The organism is Ruixingdingia sedimenti (genome assembly GCF_031432425.1).
Classification (GTDB): domain Bacteria; phylum Pseudomonadota; class Alphaproteobacteria; order Rhodobacterales; family Rhodobacteraceae; genus Ruixingdingia; species Ruixingdingia sedimenti.
Genome location: NZ_JAVKPH010000092.1, coordinates 1 through 2,068 on the forward strand (window position 1 = coordinate 1; position 2,068 = coordinate 2,068).

Below are 2,068 nucleotides of genomic sequence, written 5' to 3' on the forward strand. Positions count from 1 at the left end.
CGCATCGAGGACCTCATGCCCTGGCGCCACGCCCAGCCGTCAAGCCTCGCCGCATAGGGCCTCGACGTCGCGCTTACCAATGAAGACGACCTAGCTGCGGTGAGGACGATGTTCGACCGGATCGAAAGCGTGGAGGATGGGCGTAGCGCCCGCTGTTCTGTTCGGGCGTTTGGTGCTTTCTGCTGTCCTCCATCTAGACAGAAACGACTGCAAGACCGGGAAAGCGCTTTCCGCCGTTGTGTTTGTATTGTATAGAAATGAATACAAACACAACGGCTATCCCTAACCACACAACACACCATGAACATCACGACCAGACCCACCACAGCCATCGCCTACACCCGCGTCTCCTCAGAGAAGCAGCGCAAGAGCGGGCAAAGCTTGGCAGAGCAGCGCCTAGCCATCGAGACATATGCACACCACAGCCATCTTCGTATCGTGGATTGGTTCGAGGATGTAGCGTCAGCAGGTGGTGCGCGCAGTATTTCCCGGCGAGCAGGTTTTCAGGCAGCTGTCGACAAGGCTGAGAAGCTCGGTGTGCCTATTGTCGTTGCCAGCTTCGATCGGCTGTCACGGGATCTGAAGAGCTTCGTTGATTTTGTGCGCCATCGGAATCTTGTGTTCCTCTCTGCCGAAGAGGGCTCTTATCTGACCCCTGCGAATCTCGAAGCAAGGATCGCCCGCGCCGAGGCCAACAACATGCGTCGCAGCCAGAGCGCCAAGGATGAATACGCTCAACGGCGTGCGCTTGGTCTTTCTGCGCGTAATCCCGATCTCGATGGTGCGCGCAAGAAGTCTGCCGATGTCCGCAGTGCCAAGGCACAGGCCAAGGCTGATCATCTTGCGAACATCCTCCGGTCCGATCCTTCCCTTGCCGATCTGTCGCTTCAGAAGCTCTCTGATCGTTTGAACGAGCTCGGACACCATGATCTCGAAGGCCGTGCATGGACCAAGGCTTCGGTCCACAGCGCGCTTACCCGCCTGAAGCAGGCGCCCGAGGGCGAGACACCAGAGCCAGCCTTGTCCGATCAGGATACCGCCGAGCTGGAGAAGAACCCCCTCTTCGGCATGTTCTGATCAAGTCAGCTTCGCTTGGCATTCCCGGTGGTGCGGTGAAAGGGGTTATCATGCCTCAGGCCTGAGTTGAGCAACAACGCCGTGGGTTGTGCTTCTCCGCGCCATATGCACTATGAGAAGCGGTCTCAAAGCGCTTGATCGTATCATATGCACATGGGGTCGCGAATGTCATATAAAGGGAACATTGCTTGGCCATTCTATTCCTTCTGGCCCTCCTGTTGGCGTGGCCAACGATGGGGCTGTCGATTGTTGCCTATGTCGTTCTTGCTGGATATCGAGTTTGGCTGGTTCGAAAGCGCGCGGCGAACGTCGAATTGATCGCTGAGGCAGCATATGTTTCCAGTAAGCCAGGAAACGAAGCCATCGCCTTGCATGCCAGAGTCTTTGCTCCTACGGTTGCTGAATTCTTCAGGGCCTATGGCACTACGGAGCATGGGTATAAGGATTTTGACGATCCACGCATGTATGCTGGTTATGTCAGCTACAACGGAAGTGATGAGTTCCTTGCAATCATAGCGCTCTCGCGAGAAGGGTGTGTCGTGTGTGGCTTTAGGCCGCCTGAGAGGTATGGTGAAGACGTATTGTCGCTAATGAAGAAGAAGATGTTCTTTGATAAAACACTTCAATCTGTAAGGGGGAATTCGTGATCTCTGATTGCTGGGTGATCAAAGCTGATTGAGTTCCGCAAACAACAAGGTCGCCAGAGAAATCTGGAGGCCTTGCGTATTATGAACCCTTATCTGGCCTTCGAGGCTCGGTGCATATCGGGACGGATGGACCCAAGCGGCTATTAGTCCATCTATTGTCGTCCAGATCGTCGTCTGACTGGTCGTGAACAAGTTTCTGAAGAAATAGGCGGGGCGCCTGTCTGACGAAGCTGACGGGCACTTCCTATCTGTCGGCTTCGTTCTGGTTACGGTCAGGACTCGTTCTCGCGTCATAGCCAGAACATGACGGTTGCAGCGAGGGCGACGGCGGAGAGGAAGACCTT

Annotated in this window: 2 protein-coding genes; both read left to right on the forward strand. The window is 55.2% G+C overall.

The window, feature by feature from the left end; translation table 11 throughout:
* Positions 1–300 precede the first annotated feature (300 nt).
* A complete protein-coding gene (locus tag RGD00_RS23140) occupies positions 301–1,077 on the forward strand; it encodes a recombinase family protein (protein ID WP_310459591.1) in 777 nt (258 codons plus the stop codon).
* Between the two features lie 188 nt (positions 1,078–1,265).
* A complete protein-coding gene (locus RGD00_RS23145) occupies positions 1,266–1,724 on the forward strand; it encodes a hypothetical protein (RefSeq protein WP_310459592.1) in 459 nt (152 codons plus the stop codon).
* The last annotated feature ends 344 nt before the right edge of the window (positions 1,725–2,068 follow it).

Bases quoted from the DNA above. Each gene is read 5' to 3' on its own strand.
- RGD00_RS23140 (WP_310459591.1), top strand. From the start codon at position 301: ATGAACATCACGACCAGACCCACCACAGCCATCGCCTACACCCGCGTC.